The 15528-nt window shown below is 64.2% G+C and carries 16 protein-coding genes; 10 read left to right on the top strand and 6 right to left on the bottom strand.

Going from position 1 to position 15528, the window contains the following annotated elements:
* The first annotated feature begins 6 nt into the window (after positions 1-6).
* From HZR14_RS04125 to HZR14_RS04115, 3 genes are all read left to right on the top strand, one after another.
* Entirely contained in the window at positions 7-669 is a 663-nt protein-coding gene (locus tag HZR14_RS04125) for a helix-turn-helix domain-containing protein (RefSeq protein ID WP_181691605.1), read from the top strand.
* A 65-nt stretch (positions 670-734) separates the two neighbouring features.
* Positions 735-1148, top strand: coding sequence for an SRPBCC family protein (locus HZR14_RS04120; RefSeq protein ID WP_181691604.1), 414 nt, complete (start codon positions 735-737; stop codon positions 1146-1148).
* Between the two features lie 91 nt (positions 1149-1239).
* Positions 1240-1545, top strand: a complete 306-nt coding sequence (locus HZR14_RS04115; RefSeq protein ID WP_181691603.1) for a hypothetical protein — start codon at positions 1240-1242, stop codon at positions 1543-1545.
* 96 nt (positions 1546-1641) lie between these two features.
* Here the strand turns inward: HZR14_RS04115 and cysK are convergent, their stop codons facing one another.
* From cysK to HZR14_RS04090, 5 genes are all read right to left on the bottom strand, one after another.
* On the bottom strand, positions 1642-2589 hold the full coding sequence (gene cysK, locus HZR14_RS04110; protein ID WP_181691602.1) for a cysteine synthase A: 948 nt from the start codon (positions 2587-2589) through the stop codon (positions 1642-1644).
* 159 nt (positions 2590-2748) lie between these two features.
* A complete protein-coding gene (locus tag HZR14_RS04105; protein WP_181691601.1) occupies positions 2749-3030 on the bottom strand; it encodes a DUF7521 family protein in 282 nt (93 codons plus the stop codon).
* A 171-nt stretch (positions 3031-3201) separates the two neighbouring features.
* Positions 3202-4782: an acetolactate synthase large subunit gene (locus HZR14_RS04100; protein ID WP_181691600.1), complete on the bottom strand. Its 1581-nt coding sequence runs from the start codon at positions 4780-4782 to the stop codon at positions 3202-3204.
* Complete coding sequence (locus HZR14_RS04095) at positions 4782-6143, bottom strand: NAD-dependent succinate-semialdehyde dehydrogenase (protein ID WP_181691599.1); 1362 nt, start codon at positions 6141-6143, stop codon at positions 4782-4784. Before HZR14_RS04095 ends, HZR14_RS04100 begins: the two co-directional genes overlap by 1 nt.
* A 134-nt stretch (positions 6144-6277) precedes the next feature.
* Positions 6278-7456 carry a hypothetical protein gene (locus HZR14_RS04090; RefSeq protein ID WP_181691598.1) on the bottom strand — a complete coding sequence of 393 codons (1179 nt, stop codon included), beginning with the start codon at positions 7454-7456 and terminating at the stop codon, positions 6278-6280.
* A 336-nt stretch (positions 7457-7792) separates the two neighbouring features.
* Here HZR14_RS04090 and HZR14_RS04085 point away from each other — a divergent pair, with 336 nt between their 5' ends.
* The 7 genes from HZR14_RS04085 to hypE all read left to right on the top strand — a co-directional run bounded on the left by HZR14_RS04085 (position 7793) and on the right by hypE (position 14632).
* Positions 7793-9001: a hydrogenase small subunit gene (locus tag HZR14_RS04085; protein ID WP_181691597.1), complete on the top strand. Its 1209-nt coding sequence runs from the start codon at positions 7793-7795 to the stop codon at positions 8999-9001.
* Positions 9001-10563, top strand: a complete 1563-nt coding sequence (locus tag HZR14_RS04080; protein ID WP_181691596.1) for a nickel-dependent hydrogenase large subunit — start codon at positions 9001-9003, stop codon at positions 10561-10563. Before HZR14_RS04085 ends, HZR14_RS04080 begins: the two co-directional genes overlap by 1 nt.
* The gene (locus HZR14_RS04075; protein WP_181691595.1) at positions 10560-11399 is read left to right on the top strand and encodes a cytochrome b/b6 domain-containing protein; all 840 of its coding nucleotides are present in this window, start codon (positions 10560-10562) and stop codon (positions 11397-11399) included. Before HZR14_RS04080 ends, HZR14_RS04075 begins: the two co-directional genes overlap by 4 nt.
* The gene (locus tag HZR14_RS04070; protein WP_181691594.1) at positions 11383-11904 is read left to right on the top strand and encodes a hydrogenase maturation protease; all 522 of its coding nucleotides are present in this window, start codon (positions 11383-11385) and stop codon (positions 11902-11904) included. The genes HZR14_RS04075 and HZR14_RS04070 overlap by 17 nt, the downstream gene beginning before the upstream one ends.
* Positions 11905-12076: 172 nt before the next feature.
* Positions 12077-12427, top strand: a complete 351-nt coding sequence (locus HZR14_RS04065; protein ID WP_181691593.1) for a HypC/HybG/HupF family hydrogenase formation chaperone — start codon at positions 12077-12079, stop codon at positions 12425-12427.
* Entirely contained in the window at positions 12420-13586 is a 1167-nt protein-coding gene (hypD, locus tag HZR14_RS04060) for a hydrogenase formation protein HypD (protein WP_181691592.1), read from the top strand. The genes HZR14_RS04065 and hypD overlap by 8 nt, the downstream gene beginning before the upstream one ends.
* Complete coding sequence (gene hypE / locus HZR14_RS04055) at positions 13583-14632, top strand: hydrogenase expression/formation protein HypE (protein WP_181691591.1); 1050 nt, start codon at positions 13583-13585, stop codon at positions 14630-14632. The genes hypD and hypE overlap by 4 nt, the downstream gene beginning before the upstream one ends.
* A 38-nt stretch (positions 14633-14670) precedes the next feature.
* Here hypE and HZR14_RS04050 read toward each other — a convergent pair whose 3' ends face one another.
* The gene (locus HZR14_RS04050) at positions 14671-15504 is read right to left on the bottom strand and encodes an enoyl-CoA hydratase/isomerase family protein (protein ID WP_181691590.1); all 834 of its coding nucleotides are present in this window, start codon (positions 15502-15504) and stop codon (positions 14671-14673) included.
* Positions 15505-15528 lie beyond the last annotated feature (24 nt).

The following is a 15528-nucleotide window of genomic DNA, read 5'->3' as shown; positions in this document are numbered from 1 at the left end:
CCAATTATGCCCTACGCCAAGCTCACGATCACCGTCCCGGAACCGGTCTGGATAGGAGAGATATCGAGAAGCTACTCGGAGGCCCGGTTTCGAGTCCTCGCCGCGACAGCCAACGATTCGACCGGCGTCGCCAGAATCGAACTCATCGCCTCGGACCCGGAAGCCGTCTGCGAGGAGATGCGCGAATACGACGCCGTCACCGACCTCACGGTGTTCGAGACGGGGGCGAACCGAAATCGGATCCAGGTCGAAACGACGATGCCGCTGTTGTTGACCTCCATCCAAACGTCGGGCGTTCCGATAGAGACGCCCTTCGAGGTCAGCGATGGTGAGATGATTCTGGAAACGACGATCCCACAACACCGGCTGTCGAAACTCGGTGAACAGCTGGACGAGTTCGGTATCCCCTACTCCGTCGAACAGATCAAACAGGAGATCGAATCGGACGAGCTGTTGACCGACCGCCAACAGTGGCTGCTTCACGAGGCGATCGATCAGGGCTACTACGATACGCCCCGCCGGATCACCCTGACGGAACTCGCGAACGAACTGGACATCGCCGCCTCGACCTGTTGTGAGGTCCTCCATCGGGCCGAAGAGCGGGTGCTCAAAGAACACGTCCGGGAGGCGCGTAAGACCCAACACAACGTGCCAGCACGTGCCGACTGATGCGGATCGGCGTCGCCGTGTCCCGACGAGCGGGGACGGGATGACGCCACAGCCACCGGAAAACGATGAATACCATCACCCTCACACGGACGATCGATGCGCCGCCCGAGGTCGTTCGAGAGTCGATAGGGCGGACCGAACCGTTCATGAAAGCATCCGGGTTCGACGAGGTGACCGTCGACGACGGCACGCTTCACGTCGCAAACCGCGTGGGGATCGCGAGCATCGAGTTGACGCTTGCGGTCGTCGACCGTCCGGGGACCGTTCTCGCCTACGAACAGCGCGAAGGGCTCTTCGAGACGATGCGGACGGCCTACGCCGTTCGGCCGACGGCCGGCGGCACCGAAATAACGGCGACGACCGAGTTCGCACTAGACGTCGCCGTGGTCGGGGACGTCCTCGATTCGACGATCATCGAACGACAGCGCCGAAAGGAACTCACCGCCCAGTTCGAGTGGCTCGAGAGAGCGTGTGAATGACGGGCGACGTATCGCCCGGCGGCTCTTTCGGCCCCGTCGGCGAAGATGTTCGTAACAGCGCTTTCGTCGGCCAGAACCGTTGTATCGACGTATGACCGACCGGGAGGCCGAACTCCGCCGTCTCGCGACGACGCTCCGTGAACACGACGCCGTTGCCGACGCGTTCATCGCGAAGAGTTTCACCGATCGTCTCTTGATCGTCGATATTCAGCGCGGCGACTCGATCCCACGGCGTCTCGTCGAATCGATCAGCGACCACGACCTCGTCGGTGCCAACGAGGTGTACGACGACGACGGTGCCGACGTCTCGTTTGCGGGCGCCGTGGGTGATGAAACGCGACACCAGTTCGTCGACGTGCGGACCCGCGGCGATCACCAGTCGTACGTCGTGGAGTGATACCGCCGGCGACGCGTTCGCGGCGATATCGTGTCACCGGAGCGTGAAAAGGCGGGATTCTCGCCCTGAAAACATAGGTGCCCTCGGCAGTCTGAGCTACGCCGAGTCCGTCTCGTACAGATCCGTCGAGAGATAGCGCTCGCCCGGATCGGGCAACACGACGCCCACCAGTTCGTCCGGGTGCTCGCCGGCGTATTCGGCCGCGACGGCGAGCGCAGCGCCGGACGAGATCCCGACCAACAGCCCTTCGGTACGGCCCAGTTTGCGGGTCGCCGCCTTCGCGTCGTCGGCGCTGACCGCCCGAACCTCGTCGATCAACTCGGTCCGGAGGATATCCGGGAGGAACCCGGGGCCGATCCCCTGGAGCTCGTGGCCGTCCGAACTCTGTCGTGAGATCGTCGGCGACTCGACCGGTTCGACCGCGACGGCGCTAAACGTCGTCTTGCCGCGGTCCTCCTTGATGTGTTCTGTGACGCCGGTGATCGTTCCGCCCGTTCCGACGCCCGCGACGACCGCATCGATCCCCCCGTCCGTCGCCTGCCAGAGTTCCGGACCCGTCGTCCGACGGTGGGCCGCCGGGTTCGCCTCGTTTTCGAACTGCCGGGCCAGTATCGCGTTCTCGTACTCGGTGACGATCTCCTCGGATCGCCGGTTCGCGCCACCCATGCCGTCCGCCGCGGGCGTAAGCTCTAGATCCGCGCCGAGCGCGCGGAGCATATCGCGCCGCTCTTCGGACATCGAGGACGGCATCGTCAGGACGCACTCGTAGCCCCGAGACGCACAGACCGCCGCAAGGCCGATACCGGTGTTACCGCTGGTGGACTCGACGACCGTTCCGCCGGGCTCGAGTTCGCCGTTCCGTTCGGCGGTATCGATGATTTCGCGGGCGATGCGGTCCTTGACCGAGTACGGGTTTTGGCTTTCTATCTTCCCGAGAAGGTTGTCGGCAAACGCGTCCAGACGGAGTAGCGGTGTCCCCCCGATCATCTCGTCGATCGACGCTACGACCTCCGTTCCCGGGTGCCCTGTTTCACGTGACGCCATCACTGCCGCTACCGGGTGTCCACGCAAAGAGTGTCCCCTCGAATCCCAGCGGCCGGGAACTACCGATGCACCGGCCACCCGCCCGCCGTTCGTCGCGTCGAGCTTCCGGATCCGGTTCGGTGCGGTCGCTCCCGGCGGCCTCGGCCCCGGGCAAGGGCGTCACCCGCTCATCCAGAGAGACCGGAGAATAGCTCCGAAGCCGACGAGCGTAAAGAGGCTCTCGACGACGAGTGCAACGGTGGAATCGATCGGCAGGAGCTGATCGACGATCCCGGCGAGGAGCGAACCGACGGTGATGAGGCCGAAGCCGATGGCCAACATCCGCAGGGAGGACGAACCGGTGCGTCGGGCCGCTCTGTACGCGTAGAGGGAAATAAGCCCCCCCAGTACGAGCGTGATCGTCTTGAGCGCGACTACGACCGTCGGGAGCAGTGGATTCATGTGTTTCGGGGATTCGTTGGCGTGACACGGATGGCTGTCGTCCGGGAGCGATCACCGCCGGCACGGTGGGGCGGTGACCGGTGCATCGGGACGATGGTCTGTATGCATCGGTGATCGGCCGCGCCCGTTGAAAGCGTTATGGGAGGAAGCAAGTCGAGGCGATACATCCGTTCACGTGACCTGAACCTCGACGAGGGACATCCCGCCGTCGACGGCGGCCTCGAGAGCCGCCCGGAGTTCGTCGGCCGATTCCGGCCGATACCGTTCGATGCCGAAGCTCTCGGCCAACGCGAGGAAATCGGGGTTCGATAGCTCGGTCCCGAACGACTCGCCCGTGTGGTCTCTCTGTTTCTTCGAGATGAGCCCGTAGTCGTCGTCGGTAAACAACAGGACGGTGAACTCACAGCCGAGCCTGGTCGCGGTTTCGATCTCGGCCGCGTTCATCAAGAACCCGCCGTCGCCGGTCGCCGCGACGACGTTCGCATCGACGGCGAGGTCGGCGGCGACCCCACCGGGGACCGAGATACCCATCGAGGCGAGACCGTTCGAGATGATGCAGGTGTTGGGCTCGTACGTCGGGAAGTTCTGTGCGATGGCCATCTTGTGATCACCGACGTCGGAGATGAGCACGTCATCGGCCGCCATCACGTCTCGGAGGACCGGCAGTACCGCCCGGACGGTAAACGGGGCCTCGTCCACCGGATCGACGTCGACGTCCGAGACGACCCGACTTCGGGACTCGGCGTACCACCCGGAATCGATCGACAGGTTCGCCTCCCGACACCAATCGGACAGAGACTGGAGCGTCCGGCCGACGTCCGCGATGACCTCGATGTCCGGCTCGTACGCTTCGTACACCTCGGCGGGTTGGCTGTCGAGGTGGACGAGCGGGGCGTCGCCGGGGTTCCAGTCACCGGGGTCGTGCTCGGCGATGTCGTAACCGACGGTGATGACGAGATCCGAGCCCGCGATGACCGCCGCCGGCTCGCCACCCGACCCCGAATCGAGCGTCATAAGCGAGTGTTCGTCGGCGTCGGAGACCGCGCCCTTGCCCATGTACGTCGAAATCACCGGGACGTCGGTCACGTCGACAAACTCCCGTAGCTGCGTCGCGGCATGCGTGCGGACGGCGCCGTTCCCGGCCACGATCACCGGCCGTTCGACCTCCCGTAACGTCGCTTTCACCCGATCGAGGATATCCGGGTTGGGTGCGGCGAACGGTACCCGTTCGTTTGGCTCCAGCGGCCTGGCTGCCGTCCCCTCGGCCGCGACGTCCTCGGGGAGTTCGAGATGCGTCGCGCCGGGCTTTTCGTACTCCGCGATCTTGAACGCCTTTCGGACCGACTCGTGGACGATGTCCGGGCTATCCAGTCGGGTGTTCCACTTCGTCACGGGCTCGAACATCCGGAGCACGTCGATCGCCTGGTGGCTCTCCTGGTGGAGGCGTTCGAGACCCCCCTGTGCTGTGATCGCCACCAGCGGGCTCTTGTCGAGGTGGGCGTCCGCGACGCCCGTCAGAAGGTTCGTCGCACCGGGGCCGAGGGTGGCGAGACAGACGCCGGCGTCGCCGGTGAGACGGCCATGGACGTCCGCCATGAACGCCGCACCGAGTTCGTGTCTGACCGGAACGAACGTCACCGAGGAGTCACGCAGCGAGAACAGCAACTCCTCCATCTCCTCGCCGGGCAGCCCGAAGACGTGTTCGACACCCTCGCGTTCGAGACAGGCGACGAGCAGGTCGGAGGCCCTCATTACTCCACCCAGACCGTCTTCGGATTGACGAACTCCTTGATACCGGCCTCCGAGAGTTCGCGGCCGTGACCCGAGTCGCCGATGCCGCCGAACGGAACCCGCGGATCGGATTTGACGAGTTGGTTGACGTAGACACATCCCGCCTCGATCCGTCCCGCGACACGCTCGCCACGCTCGCGGTCTTCGGTCCAGACGCTGCCGCCGAGGCCGAACTCGGTGTCGTTTGCGAGCTCGATGGCCGCCTCTACGTCGGTAACCTCATAGACTGCGGCGACGGGTCCGAACGTCTCCTCGCTGTCGACCGGACAGCCGTCGGGGACGTCGGTCAGTACCGTCGGCGGATAGAAGGCCCCCTCGCGGTCGAGCGGTTCGCCACCGGCGGCGAGCGTGGCTCCGGCCTCGACGCTCGCTTCGACTTGCTCGTGAAGTTCACCCATGAGGTCCGGCCGGGCCTGCGGTCCGACGTCCGTCCCGTCGTCCATCGGGTCGCCGACGACGAGTGACTCGACCCCTTCGAGGAACCGATCGAGGAACTCGTCGTACGCGTCCGTATGGACGACGAACCGCTTGGCGGCGATACACGACTGTCCGCCGTTCTGATTGCGCGCCCACACACCGGTTTCCGCCGCCGACTCGACGTCGGCGTCCCCGAGGACGACGAACGGGTCGCTGCCGCCGAGTTCGAGGACGGTCTTTTTCAGGTGGTTGCCGGCCGTCTCGGCGACGGCACTCCCCGCCGGACCGCTCCCGGTCAGGGTCGCTGCTCGGACGCGGTCGTCGGCGAGAATCCCGTCGACGCGATCCGAGGACACCAAAAGCGTCTGGAAGACCCCCTCCGGGTAGCCGGCCTCGCGGAACACGTCCTCGATGGCGACGGCACAGCCCGGCACGTTCGAGGCGTGTTTGAGCAATCCGACGTTGCCGGCCGTGATATAGGGCGCGGCGAACCGGAAGACCTGCCAGAAGGGGAAGTTCCAGGGCATGACCGCCAGGACGGGACCCAGCGGCTGATGGACCGTCTTGGCAGTCACGCCCGGCGGACTGGGGTGGTGTTCGTCTTCGAGATACGCGCTGGCGTGTTCGGCGTAGTGATCACAGATCCACGCGCACTTTTCGACTTCGGCGGTCGCCTGCCCGATGGGCTTTCCCATCTCCTCGGTCATCGTCTCGGCGTACGCCCGTTTGTTCCGCCGGAGTACGTCGCCCGCGGCTTCGAGGAGCCGCTCCCGTTCGCGGATCGGCCTCTCACGCCACCCCGAGAAGGCGTTGTTCGCCTCATCGAGCGCGGTATCGACGTCACCCCGTGCGTGTTCGTCGTAGGTGGCGATTCGCTCGCCGGTTGCGGGATTGATCGCGTTCATGGATATCTACGCATGTTCTACCGACGGATGAACGTGTGTCCGAACATACTCCCCTCGTCGGTCAAGGGAGGCGTTGCTCCCGGCCGTGTGGCCGTCGGGAATCCACGCCGTCGGCCGTGCGGACACCTCGACGGTCACATCCGCGTAAAAAACGCGCTGACAAGGAGATACGCGTAGAGGACCGATCCCCCGAACGCCGGTAGGTATCCGACCGTGGTGAGCGCGTCGAGGCCGATACGGAGGGAGATGGCGTGGGTCAACAGCCCAGCACAGATCCCGAGTATCGACAGGGCCGCGGTTCGCTCCGAGGATCCGGGAAACTCGCCGACCGATGGCGGATAGAACTGATAGGCGAGGCCGACGACGGTGAGGCCCAAAAAGCCGAGCACGTTGAGACGGAAATGAAGCGTCGTCAACGGGGCCGTCGTGCCGTCGAACGCGAACACGAGGCCGAGAAGCACACCACCGACACCGCTGCCCGCGCCGGCCAGGACGCCGTACAACCCGACTCGCCGACGGTCCGAACGGACGAACATCCGGGCAAGCGCGGCCGCGAAGAGACAGACGGCGACGGCTTCGAGCGCCGCGCCCACGATCTGTAACCGGGGTATCTCGAGCCCGGCGGCGATCAGGACCGGCCCCGCCGCCGCCGCCGGAAGCACGATACGCACTACCCAAAGCGGGGGAGATACGACCAGAAACCGCGGTAACAGCCTGAATCCGAGCGCAAACACGAGAACGGCGGCCGTCCCCGCGGCGAGGAGGTGTGAGGCCTGTGCCGGCGCGCCGCCGAACAGCGCGGGAAGCGGGCCGTACAGCGCCGCGATCTCGTAGGAGCCGACGAGAAGATACGAAAGCGCAACCGGGACGAACCCGTTCGCGAGACGGTCGACCGGAAGCCGTTCGGCGTTGTGCTCGCCGGTCCCCGTCTCCCCCCGTATGAGAGCGCGGCCGATCGTCGATACCAACGTCCCGACGAACACGGCGACGCCGAGGAACCAGAGAGCCGCGCTCCCCGCGGTAAGCCACCCCGTCTCGATCCCGAGCGACGAGACGACGAGACCGGCCGTCCCGACGACGACGAGCGGGAACTGCGTCTTGGGAGCCCACGGAAACGCGAGTTCGCTGTCGAAGTACGATGGAACGAGCGCGTACGCCTTCCCGAACACCATATGAAAGACGAAACCGAAGAGCCCCAGCGCGATCTCGGTCCGCCGCGGTACCTCGAATACGATCCCCACCTGCCAGCAGACGAGGGCGAACGCGCTGATGAGCGCGTACCGGCGCGACCACGCCGAGACAGTTACCGACATACGCTACCACGCGAAAACGGTCACTCGGTGGTCACGCCAGCGCGTCCGATCGGCCGCGTTTTTTGGCTCGAATCCGGACACGAGTGGTGCCGTCACGCATACGTTTCGGGGGGATCGTCACTTAAATATTCCACTATACTTTGTCTTCCGTTTAATAAGGGTTGACACACCATAGAAACGTGTGTTACAAGTAATCCTACATACCGGCATCGAACATCCGGATCTGTTCTGGATTCTCGTATCCAGCGCGCTGGCGTTCGGAGCAGGGGTCGCCGTCGAAAAGTACACGAGTAGGGCGACGCCGAGGGGCGACAGTGTCGCCGAGACGGAATAATCATGAAGCTGGCTGATACTGGACGGACCGCGGATGGGGGGCCGACGACGCGTCGGAACTTCCTCAAACTGGTCGGTGCGACCACGGCAGGATCGGTGATTACGGAGTACAGCACCGAAGTCGCTTCCGCACTCGAACAGGCTACGGACGGCCGGAAGGAAGTCGTCTGGATACAGGGACAGACCTGCTCGGCCTGTACGATGTCGACGCTGCAGGGGACCTCGCCGAGTCTCGAAGAGGCCATCTCGCAGTTCAAACTCGACGTTACGTTCCATCCGGAACTGATGGCCGAGACGGGCGAGTCGGCTATCGACGCCATGAGCAAGTCGCCGGATATCCTGATGATCGAGGGGGCGATCCCGACGAAGATTCCCTCGGCGGCGACGCTCGGCCGCGACGAAAACGGCCATCACAAACCGGTTCTCGACTGGGTGATGGAACTGGCTCCCGACGCCGAGTACGTCATGGGTATCGGTACCTGTGCCTGCTACGGAGGGTGGCAGTCGGCGGAGAACGGCGCGCCGGCCGTCGAGGACTTCGAAGAGAAGGGCGTATGGATGGACGCCAACGTCACTGGTGCGAAGGGGCTCCAGTACACGCACCGCGCGGACGACGCGGGCGTACTGGGACCGGATTTCACCGCGAACTCAGGGCTCCCGGTCATCAACGTTCCGGGCTGTATGACCCATCCCGATTACGTGCTCCTGACCGTCGCGACGCTGTTGAACGGCCACGAGCCTGACCTCGACGAATTCAGCCGCCCGAAGGCGTTCTACGGGCCGCTCGTCCACGACGAGTGTTCGCGTCGGGGATACTTCGACCGCGGCGAGTTCGTCGACCACGTCGGCGACGGGTCGGGGAAGTGTCTGTACTCTGTCGGCTGTAAGGGACCGTACTGTCACTGCGACGACTCGGTCCGTCTCTGGAACGACGGGACGAGCGTCTGTCGGAACGTCGGCGCACCGTGTATCGGCTGTATGGAGCCGAACTTCTGGGACCGGATGACACCGTTCTACGAACCCGCCGAGAAGCAGGGTCTCATACTGACGGACGTCGGCACTGCCGGCAAGGTCGCCGTTGGGGCGACGGCCGCGGGTATTGCTGGTCACGCCGCTCGGAAGGCGATGGGCTACGGCGAAGACGAGGAGGACGAGACGGACGAACGGGTCGAAACGGACGGCTGTGGGTGTACATCTGGAGAGGACACATAATGCCGGAGATCGAAATCGATCCGACGACACGGATTGAGGGCCATCACAGTACGACGCTGCAGGTCGAAGACGGCGTCGTCACTGAAGCCAAGAGTCACATGGACATGTTCCGCGGGATGGAGATGGTCGTTCTCGATCGACCACCGTCAGACGCTCCCGTGTTCACCCAGCGGGTCTGTGGGGTCTGTTTTTCCGTTCATCGGATGTGCTCCCTACTGGCCATCGAGGACGCCGCACGCGGGGCCGGTACCTTCGAAGGCGTTCCCGAAACCGCACGGCAGATGCGAAATCTGCTCGAGAAGATGGCAAACCTGTGGAACCACGCGGTCCACATGTTCGCGCTGGTGGGGCCGGACTACAGCGATGCCGTCGCTGACACCGGGCTGGAACGCATCAACCCCATGGAAGGGGAGGGCTACAAACGGGCGCTTCAGGCCCAGAGAAAGCTACTTCAGGGGTTTGCCGAGTTCGGTGGCAAGGCCCCGCATCCGCTCACCTACGCGCCGGGCGGGATGTCCGCGACGCCCACCGCAGGCAAAATAGAAAACATCCGGGATCAGGTGGAGTTCGTCAGCGAGTGGCTCGGTCCGACGGATGCGGTTCCCGAGGTCATCGAAAACGTCCGTAACGACGAGTTTGACGCGTCGCTGGGTGAAGGACTCCACGACATCGTCTCGATCCTGTTCGCCGCGAAAGCGGCCGGCGCGGACGACTTCGGCGTCGGTCCGGGAAGGTACTACTGCAACGGCGTCTATCCCGACGGCAAGGGGGGCCGAGAAATCCCATCAGGGCTCTACGTCGACGGTGAACGTTCACACCCCGACAAAGAAGCGATCACGTCGGCGATCACCGAGAGCACGGCTCGGTCGTGGTACACCGACGATTCGGGCGGTCACCCGATGGAGGAGTCGCCGCCGAAACCCGATCCCGAAAAGGAGGATGCCTACTCCTGGGGGAAGGCCCCACGGTATAACGGGATGAACATGGAGGTGGGGTCACTCGCGCGTCTCATCGTGACCGAGCAGGACCCGTTTGATTTGCGGGCGACCCTCGGCGGTGACCCCACGAAGAGCAGCACACTGAACCGCCTCATCGCGCGCGCCCAAGAGTCCGTCGTCCTCCGGGACCAGATCGTAGACCTCCTCGACGACATCGAGCCTGATTCGACGGTCAACCACGGCTGGACGGACGACTTCAGTGGCGAGGGCGTCGGCCTCTGGGAGGCCTCCCGGGGGGCGCTCTCGCATTGGGTCAAAATCGAGGACGGCACCATCACGAACTATCAAATTATCACGCCGACCCTCTGGAACCTCGGGCCACGCGACGAGAACGGGACGCCGAGCATCTTCGAAGGGGCTGTCGAGGGGATGGAGGTCACCGACTACGAGAACCCCATCAACGTCATGCGGACAGTCCGGTCGTTCGACCCCTGTCTTGCCTGTTCGGTCCACGTCGAAAGTCCTGATGGAACCTACTCCGAGAAGGTCACGCCCGCCTCGCCCGGCACAGCGGCGAAAGGTAACAACACTCCGTTCGCCGGACAGGAGGTCGACGAGCCGTGAGTGGTACGGACGCGAAATCCGGTTCGGGGTCGTCCGGCAGTCTCCGCGGTCGGATGCATAAATACGTCACCGAGATGCTGGCTCCGCCCGAGGAGGCCGACGACCGGTACGACCGCATCCGTGCGATGACCGGAAAAGTCACGATCGAGCGCCACAGCCTCGGTGCCCGCATCTCCCACTGGATGCAAGCGTTTTTGATGTTCGTGCTGATCGGCACTGGCTACGCCATCTGGACGGGGAACTACGGTCCGCTTTCGGTCCCACCGTGGGATGGCTACTACGTCGCGTTCGGACTCCACATGTGGGCCGGTATCCTGTTGTTGTCTTTTCTGTTCGTGCTCTTTCCGTTGTATCACGTCTACGTCGACGGGCACCGACAGCTGGCCGAACTCGAAGACGTGCGGGTCACCGCCCGGATCGCACAGGCATTCGTCGGGCTGAAATCCTATATTCCGGGCTATCACCGGGCCCGCGAAACCTACGACGAGGAGGAGAGCGACTGGGTCGCCTACCACCCGATGCAGAAGACGTTTTTCTGGTGGGTATCGATCTTTTTCGGCCTGCTCGCGTTGACTGGCTTCGGCATGTACGCCGAGATACGAACCGACCCGGCCCGGTGGGTCGAGTTGCTCGGCTTTCTGTCCCCGATACTGCCGTTCGAACTCATGCTCCAGATTCATCTCCTGCTTGCGTTTGTCGTCGTGGCGATGGTACTGGGGCACGTCTACTTTGCGGTTTTACCGAGCAACCACGACGCACTCAAGTCTATGATATTCGGCGACATGGAGGCGTACGTACTCCCAGCCGAGGAGGACGAAGATGACGACACACACTGACAGCACCGTATCGACAAACGACTCGCCTACGATACAGGCCGTCGTCGGCGTCGGCAGCATGGTGATGGGTGACGATGGCGTCGGCTACCACGCCATCGAGACGCTCCGCAAACGGGACGGAGAGCTCCCCGAAAAGACGGGGCTGTCACACGCGGGGACGACGTCGTTTCTGGCTCTCGAGGCCATGAGCGGTGCCGACCGGGCGATCGTGGTCGACGCACTCGACGTCGACGAGCCGCCGGGAACAGTCCGGGAGTACCGACTCGACCGACCGGACGCAGGCACGCCGGAAGTGACGATGCACGACTATAGTTTCACGGATGCGCTCGCCGCCGGCGACGCTGCGTACGACGTTCCCGAGAGGATCTATTTGATCGGGGTGGTCCCGCAACGCCTCGAGCCGTCTGTCGATCTATCCGAGCCAGTCGCGGCCGCGCTACCCGATCTAATCTCGCGTATCGAAGGACGGCTCGAAGCCGAAGCATCCCAGCAGCTACAATCATGAAAGGACACTGGTATTGTACGGACTGTAGCGAACGAATCGAACGTGAAGACATAGACGAACACGAATCCGATGGACACCACGTCAGGGGGCGGTTTCGACCGGACCGACTGCTGGCCGGCGACCCGGAAATGATCGGCTCACAGATCGACGACGGCGATAGAGGTGGTGTCTGATGTGCCTCGGCGTCCCCGGCGAGATACGTGAAATCGAGGGGAACGAGGCCGTTGTGGACTTCTGGGGCGTCGAACGGCGGGTTCGGCTCGACATCGTCGGCAGCGCGGTCGATGAGGGGGATTACATCCTCAACCACGTCGGCTACGCGATCCGGAAAATACCGGAATCGGAGGTGGAAGAGACCATGGAGCTGTTCGAAACGATGCTCGACGCCGACCCAGCGGACATGCTGACCGACGACGTCATGGACGAACTGGAGGCGAACGCCGGAGCCCCCACCCCCGCAACGTCGGGTGGGGACGAACAGGACGAGGAGGACTTGCTCGACGAGCTGGGTATCGATGTCTGAACGCAATCCACCGATCGACGGCCCCACCGGTTCGATTTCCGGAAGTGAGGGTGACGACGAACTGCGGTTCCGCGACCCGGAGAAAGCGGATGCGCTCGCCGACAGGCTGGCGGAAATCGGCGACGAACTGGACGACCCGCCGGCGACAGTGATGCACGTCTGTGGCAGCCACGAGCAGTCGATTGCAAAATTCGGGTTACGGAGCCTGCTCCCGGACACGGTGAACCTGGTCATGGGACCGGGCTGTCCCGTCTGCGTGACGAACATGCCGGAGGTCGACGAGGCGGTGGCGCTGGCGGAGAAAGGTGTGACCATCGCGACGTACGGCGATATGCTGAAGGTGTCGGGAACCGCGAAATCACTCGACGACGTCCGCTCCGAGGGGGCCGACGTCCGCGTCGTCTACGGCACACAGGACGCGGTCGAACTCGCCGAAGACCTCGACGGCGAAGTGGTCTTCTTCGCGACGGGGTTCGAGACGACGGCCGCGCCGACAGCGGCGGTCATCCGGGACGATCCCCCGGAGAACTTCTCGGTGCTATCGGCTCACAAGTACATCCCCCCGGCGATGGAGATCGTTGCCGAGATGCCCGACACGGAAATCGATGGCTACCTCGCGGCGGGTAACGCCGCGATCATCACCGGTCACGGCATCTTCGATGGGCTGGTCGATCGACATGGCCTCCCGGTAGTCGTCGGCGGATTCGAGCCGCTCGACATTCTGGCGGGACTGGTCAAGCTCGTCGAACACGTCCGTGACGGCGATCAGACCGTCGAGAACGCGTACCCTCGATGTGTCACCCGCGATGGGAATCGCGTCGCCAAAGAACAGCTCTGGGACGTGTTCGAGGCCGTCGGCGGCGAGTGGCGAGGTATCGCCCACATCCCGAACGCCAACCTCCAGTTGCGTGACGAGTACGCCGAGTACGACGCGAGCAAGCGCTTCGATGTCGACGCCTCCTACCTGCGCGAGCAGTCCGGCTCCCGGCTCCTGCACGACTGTATCTGTGGGGACATCATGGCCGGTGCGGCCGATCCCACCGACTGTCGGCTGTTCGGCGAGGCGTGTACCCCCGCCGATCCGGTGGGGGCCTGTATGGTCAGCAGCGAAGGGACCTGCAAGATCTGGCACGAGTACGGGGGGAGACCCGATCTATGAGCGAGCGAGCCAGGGACTCGGAGGACAACGACGAACGCGTCACGTTGACCCACGGATCGGGCGGCCAGGCGACGCGTGACCTCGTCTCCGGAACACTCGCTGCCGGGTTCGAGGACGCTCCGGACTCCCTCGTCGGCCTGCAAGATTGGGACGACGGTGCTGTCCTCCCGTTCGGCGGTGAACGCCTCGTCGTGACCACCGATACCCACGTCATCCAGCCACCCTTCTTTCCGGGCGGGGACATCGGACGGCTCGCAGTCTCGGGGACGGTCAACGACCTGGCCGTCATGGGGGCAACGGAGGTGCGTGGACTGACCAGCGCCGTCGTCGTCGAGGCGAACTACCCCCGCCGGAATCTCGAACGCATCGCGGAGTCGATGAGCGAAACCTGTCGGGAAGCGTCGGCACCGGTGGTCTCCGGCGACACGAAAGTCATGGGAAACGGCGAACTCGACGGGGTCACCATCAACACGACCGGTGTTGGCATCGCAGAGCACGTTACGCCGGATTCGGGTCTCTCCCCGGACGACGTCGTGCTCGTCACCGGTACCATCGGCGAACACGGGATTTCGCTGCTAGCCGAGCGGGAGGGCATCGACTTCGAGGCGGAGTTGGCCTCCGACGTCCAGCCGCTGAACGGCCTGCTCGGGACGGCACTGGCGGTCGGGGGCGAGTCGATAACGGCGATGAAAGACCCCACGCGGACGGGGCTCGCTGGCGCGCTCAACGAGATGGCACGGAAAAGCGATGTGGGAATCGAGATCTCGGATGAGCGTGTCCCCGTGACCGACGACGTGACCGGTGCAGGAGAACTGCTCGGGCTGGACCCCTACCAGATAGCCAACGAGGGGGTTGCCATCATGGGCGTCGAACCGACGGCGGCCGAGCGGGTCCTCGCCGCACTACGGGACCATCCGAAAGGGGAGAACGCCGCCGCAATCGGGAAAGCCATCGGCGACTATCGGGGTCGGGTTGTCCTCGACACCGGGATTGGGAACCGCTACATGCGCGAACCGAGCAAGGAGGTCGTCCCGCGAATATGCTGACGGTTGCCGGAATCCCCCCGGCCCAGGCGGGTGAACGCTCACTCGAAGTCGGGATCGCGGTTCTCGAAGAACGCCTCGAGGCCTTCCTCGAAGTCGCGACCGTCGGCGATGCGAGTGAGATTGTCCCGCTCGGCGGAGAGATGCCGATCGAGCCGGTCCATGTCCGCCGCCCGGTTGATGAGACCCTTGGCGGTGCCGTAGGCACCGGTCGGACCGTCGGCTATTTCGGTAGCGATTTTTGCGACCTCGTCGTCGAACGTCTCGGCGTCGAATACGTCGTTGACGAGGCCGCGCCCCTTGGCCTCGGTAGCGCTCAGTCGCGGGGACCGGAGCATCAACTCCATCGCCTCGCGGAATCCGACCAGGCGCGGGAGAAAAAACGTCGAGGACTCCGCGCCGGTGAGTCCGGTATCGTGGTAGGCCCACTCGAAGGCCGCGTCGGTGGAGGCGTACACCAGATCACAACACATAGCAATACCGAAACCGCCTGCGGCTGCGATGCCGTCGACGGCCGCGACGAACGGCCGGTCGGCTGTTCGGATCTCGGTGATCGCGCTGTGGATATACTCGAGACACTGCTTGAACGTCTTGCCGTAGGCTTCGGCCTGCGTCGCGTCGGCATCACCTGGCAGCAGATACGAGAGGTCGTCATCGTCGCCGTGGTCGTAGACGTATTTCAGGTCGACGCCGCTGCAGAATGCCTTCCCGGTGGCACGGATGACGGCACACTGCACGTCGTCGTCGCGGGCGAGTTTCAGGCCGGCCTCACGGAACTCCTGGGCCATCGCGACGTCCATGGCGTTGAACCGGTCGGGGCGGTCGATGGTCATCCAGCCAATGCCGTCGGCGACTTCGACGTCAACGTACTCCATGGGTGCAGCTGTCACCGGTCAAAC

This window comes from Natronomonas salinimetallica, from assembly GCF_013839515.1.
Taxonomy (GTDB): Archaea; Halobacteriota; Halobacteria; order Halobacteriales; family Haloarculaceae; genus Natronomonas.
This window is presented reverse-complemented; position numbering and strand designations above follow the sequence as displayed.